Raw genomic sequence first — 4,583 nt, forward strand, 5'->3', positions numbered from 1 at the left:
CTGCGCCGGCCTGACCCTCTACGGAGTCCTCCGCACCCTCCAGGCCCTGCTCGCCGTCTGGACCGGCGCCTGCCCCACCTGCCAACGACCCTTCAACCCCACACCCAACGTCACACAACACCTATCCGGAGTCACCTAGCGAAGTCCTACTAGTATCGGCTAACGGACAGCGCGCCTCGCCCCGGGCTGATCCTCCTGGATCTCCGAGTCTGCCGTGAGGGGAAGGGTGCGCCCGGCGCGACGACGCCGGTGATGCGGCGGCCGAGCGGTGCAACTCGCGCAACACTCGCTGGTGGGCGAGGCATGGACCTTATGATCAAGCGCGGCTGGGGTCGACCCAACAAGACTCGAACCCACAGTCGCAGGTCGATGTACTGCAGCCATCGGCCTCGCTGGTTGCAGACCGCCCCATTGGGTAGTCAAGCCGCAGGTTATGGCATATGTCGATCTTCGTTGGCGTCGGTGAGTGCACCCAACCAGCACTAATGCGAACCTAAACCTGCAGGTCAACGGCCCGACCGTTTCCGTCGAGCCCGTCCACGCGAAGATCCGGCGGTCCGGCTACACGGCGATGCGAACGCCAAGAAGATCGGATAGGAACCGGGCGTCGCGACCATGGCGCGAGTCCCGGCGGCGGTATCAGCGGTGATACCGTCGGGTGGTGGCGATGACACTGCGCTTGACGGATGACGAGGCAGAGGCTTTGCGTCTGCGTTCGGAGTTGGAACAGCGGTCGATGCAGGAGATCGCCCGGGAGGCGATCCGGGAGTACATCGAGGCACACAGCCGGGCGGAACTGCTGGATCAGGTGCTGGACGAGGAGCTGCCGCGGTACRCCGAGGCGCTCCGCTGGCTCGGCGAATGATCTACCTGACGCTTCGCGAACTGCTGTACATCGCCGAGCGGGCCATCGGTTCCGATCCGGTGGTCAGGGACCACGGCCTGCTCGAATCCGCTCTCGCGCGCCCGCGGGCGACGGTGTTCGGCCGGGACGCCTATCCCTCTCTTGACGGCAAGGCCGCCGCGCTCCTGCATTCACTGGCTCGCAACCATGCCCTCGTCGACGGGAACAAGCGGCTCGCCCTTGCCGGTCTGATCGCCTTCTACGGTGTCAACGGCCGTCGCCTGACGCTGACCAACGACGAGGCCTACGAYCTCGTGATGAGCATCGCGTCCGGTGTCCACGATTCCGTCGAGGACATCACCAAGATCCTTGAAGGGGCGACCCGGAGCCGTCGGTGAGGACCCRTGGCCGTCCGGAACTTGTCAAGATTTTTAGGACAAGATTCTTTGTGAACTAGCCTGTGTTCCGTCCCTGTCGTGATCTCGGTCGAGGGATGACTTCTGATCGTTCGGGCACGCCGTCGGCTGGTTCGGCCTGGTCATCCGGCGTGTCAYCCGGCCCGCCGGCCAGCACGCCGACGGGCTGTGATGATCAGCGGGGCACCGTAGTGCGCCATGGCCTCCTACAGGGCAGGTGGACAGTCCATCCCGCGCATGCAGGAGCCCGCGCCTAGCGTCCGCGGGGTGTCCCGCCGACCACGTGACGAGATCGTCACTATCGGGGACCTGGAAGACGCCGTAGACATCGATCAGCTCCGCGATCTCCTCGGACGCGGTTCCCGAAGTGGCGAGCGAGTCTCGCGCGAGTACGCCAGCCGCATCGCGAACGCGAAGGGCTTCCCCGACCCGATCTTGGATCATCCCCGGCTACGACTCTGGCATCGGGCCGACGTGGAGGCGTGGCTGGATCGGAACCGCCCCGGGTGGAGGGGTGAGAAATGACGCTCGGACGCGCTGCGTGAGCAAATGTCCGATATGAGCTACCCCGTTGGCGCGTCGAAGCGGGGTACATGCGACCGGAGGAAGCCATGATGTCGATGTGACTGTCACGGTGTTGGAACGTGAGATCTACTCGATGAGCGAGGCCGCTCACCTGCTCGCGGTGAAGCCTGCCCGGCTCCGGTCGTGGATCGACGGCTACACCCGTGGACAGACCCACTACGAGCCGGTGATCCGTCCCGAGCACACCGGCCGCGATCTGGTCACGTGGGGCGAGTTTGYCGAGGCCGGCTACCTGCATGAGTACCGCGTTCGCGGTGTTTCGCTACAGAGGATGCGGCTCGTCGTCCAGCGGCTACGGGAACGCTTCGGCGTGCCGTACCCGCTTGCGCACATGCACCCGTACGTCTTCGGCCGCGACGTGGTCATGGCGGTTCAGGAGGAAGTCGGCCTGGCGACCTCGCTGGAGATGGTCCGCGTCCACGACGGCCAGCTCGTGCTCGCGCCGAAGGCGCAGGACTTCTTTGCCAAGGTCGAGTTCGCTCCCGGCGACGGCAAGGGAGGTGAGGCTCTGCGGCTATACCCGGACCCCACCGGCCGGCAGGTGGTACTCGACCCGCTGCTCGGCTTCGGCGCGCCCGTCGTACGAAACACCCGCACCGCGAACCTGTACGAGCTGTGGGCTGCGGGCGACTCGATCGCAGGGATCGCCGAGGTCTACGAGCTCCCCGATGCTGATGTTGAGGCCGCGGTCCGCTATGAAGCGCGTCTCCGCGAGCAGGAAGAGACCGCAGCCTGAGCATGAACGCCGCCGCCGATCTCCAGGCGCGCTTCTTCGTCAACGAGAACACCCTGCCCCTGGGTAAGGCGCTCGCCGCGGTGCGAACCGACGTCATCCATCCCGGCCACAGACGTTGCCCGATCACGCTGGGGACGAAGGACGTTCGCTGGCTGCCCTACGTCGGCGAGGAAGGCCTGCTGCTGATCACGCGCGACAACATGATCCGGTGTCGCGCCGTCGAGAAGCAGATCTTCCTGGCCAGCGAGGTGAAGGGCCTCTTCTTGACCAAGAGCGGCAGCATGTCCCGGTGGGACATGCTGCGCATGGTCGTCCAGCACTGGGGCAAGATCGAGCCGCTGGTCGAGGAGAAGGGGCCCTTCTTCTACTCGCTGACCCAGGCCGGCGTACGGAAGCTGACGCTCCCGGTCCCGCAGGACCTCAGAGGGCAGGAGGACGAGTCGTGAGGTGAGGCGTTTCCGCTGGTGTCGGCGTGAACTACCGCTCGTCGAAAGAGGACGAAGTCCTCGCATGGATCGCCGGGCATCGGCACCCTCTGGACCCGCCGGCTAGCTGACGCGACGGGGGCTGATCAGCCGGCAGGCATCACCGAGGCCGAGGCGCTCGTGCTCGTTCTGAGCGCGCCGCGACCGGCCGGCGGCGCCGTAGCGGCGGACCATCTGCGTGGTGCTCCACCCCATGTGGTCGGCGAGGGTCTGCTCTCCGCCGCCGGCAAAGAGCCAGGCGTCGGCGAGCGCGTGGCGGAACAGGTGGGGGTGGACGTCGATGCCGGCCTCGCGGCCGCGGCGCCGTACCACCTGGTAGACGCCCGACGGTGTCATCGCGGTGCCTCGGCCGGCCAGCCACAGCGCGGGCAGAGTGGCATGTCGGTGGTGGCCGCGCCGCAGGTACCGGTTCAGGCTGAGCGCGGTCTGAGCGCCGATGGCGATGTGTCGCTGTCGGTCGCCCTTGCCGGTGACGAGCAGGCGCTTGCGGCCGAGGTCGACGTCGGCGACGGTCAGGCCGGCGACCTCGCTTCTACGGCCGCCCGAGTCCGCGAAGACGCGCACGAGCGCCTCGTCACGTCGACTGGTGAAATCCTTGCCCTTGCACACGGCGACGAGGGCGGACAGCTGGTCGAGTACGAGCAGCGGTTTCACCCGCTCGCCGATCTTGGGGGGCTCCATGCGCTCCATCGGCGAGGCGTCGAGCTCCTCCTCGGCGAGCAGCCACAAAAAAACTGCTGGAGCGAGCGGAACGCCTGATTCACCGTCGAGCCGGATCGTCCGTCCGGGCATCGCGGTGTCCGCTCGGTCGCGAAGGAGATCAGGAACTGTTCGACGTGCTGCCGGCTGATCTCGTCTGCCGCGCCCGGCCGGTATGTCGGCATCTGCTCGGCGCCGGCGTCCGCGGCCGCGCGCCGGGCCGCGCGCCGCTCGACGCCAGTCCGCGGCGGTGTCCAGCCGGCAGGCGCCGGCGGCAGTGCCGCKAGCCAGTTGACGAACGCCACGCCGGCCTTGCGCTACGCGGTCCGGGTCTCGACGCTGCGCCCGACGGTCTGCAGGCTCTGGTCCCATCCGTCGAGCAGGAGCCACCAGACGGGATCGACCCCAGAAATGATCTCCACTATGASAAAACGTTACCATCTCGGTCACCGCTGAGCTTGACGGATCAGACTGCAATTACTACGTTGCATGCCTGGTCAGTGCTGCGATGTGCACCCAACCAGCACTAATGCGAACCTAAACCTGCAGGTCAACGGCCCGACCGTGTCTGTCGAACCGGCCCACGCGAAGATCCGTCGAGCCGGCTACGCCGGCAACGCGAATGYCAAGACGACTGATAGAGGTTGATCGCTCCGGTCGCGCGGCACTCGGCGAATCCCGAACCCGACTCGGTTGCGATCACGGCTGCAAGGCGGCTCGTTGCCCTACCTGCCAAGATGATGTGAGACAGAGGTCATCGTCAGTCTAGGCTAGGTATGGCGGGTAGGGAGGGGTTGATCGTGGCGATGGTGCTGACG

General features: G+C 66.6%; 5 protein-coding genes. 4 read left to right on the plus strand and 1 reads right to left on the minus strand.

What is annotated here, in order from left to right:
* The first annotated feature begins 667 nt into the window (after positions 1-667).
* The 4 genes from CcI156_RS23285 to CcI156_RS23305 all read left to right on the plus strand — a co-directional run bounded on the left by CcI156_RS23285 (position 668) and on the right by CcI156_RS23305 (position 3,027).
* Positions 668-865, plus strand: coding sequence for a ribbon-helix-helix protein, CopG family (locus CcI156_RS23285; protein ID WP_076808279.1), 198 nt, complete (start codon positions 668-670; stop codon positions 863-865).
* Positions 862-1,242, plus strand: coding sequence for a type II toxin-antitoxin system death-on-curing family toxin (locus CcI156_RS23290; RefSeq protein ID WP_011435540.1), 381 nt, complete (start codon positions 862-864; stop codon positions 1,240-1,242). The genes CcI156_RS23285 and CcI156_RS23290 overlap by 4 nt, the downstream gene beginning before the upstream one ends.
* 640 nt (positions 1,243-1,882) lie before the next feature.
* Positions 1,883-2,581: a DUF433 domain-containing protein gene (locus CcI156_RS23300; RefSeq protein WP_254847586.1), complete on the plus strand. Its 699-nt coding sequence runs from the start codon at positions 1,883-1,885 to the stop codon at positions 2,579-2,581.
* Between the two features lie 2 nt (positions 2,582-2,583).
* On the plus strand, positions 2,584-3,027 hold the full coding sequence (locus CcI156_RS23305; protein WP_011435543.1) for a hypothetical protein: 444 nt from the start codon (positions 2,584-2,586) through the stop codon (positions 3,025-3,027).
* Between the two features lie 102 nt (positions 3,028-3,129).
* Here CcI156_RS23305 and CcI156_RS23310 read toward each other — a convergent pair whose 3' ends face one another.
* Positions 3,130-3,858, minus strand: coding sequence for a tyrosine-type recombinase/integrase (locus CcI156_RS23310; RefSeq protein WP_011435544.1), 729 nt, complete (start codon positions 3,856-3,858; stop codon positions 3,130-3,132).
* Positions 3,859-4,583: the final 725 nt, after the last annotated feature.

Origin of the sequence: Frankia sp. CcI156 (assembly GCF_001983015.1) — a bacterium.
In the GTDB taxonomy this organism is placed as follows: Bacteria; Actinomycetota; Actinomycetes; order Frankiales; family Frankiaceae; genus Frankia; species Frankia casuarinae.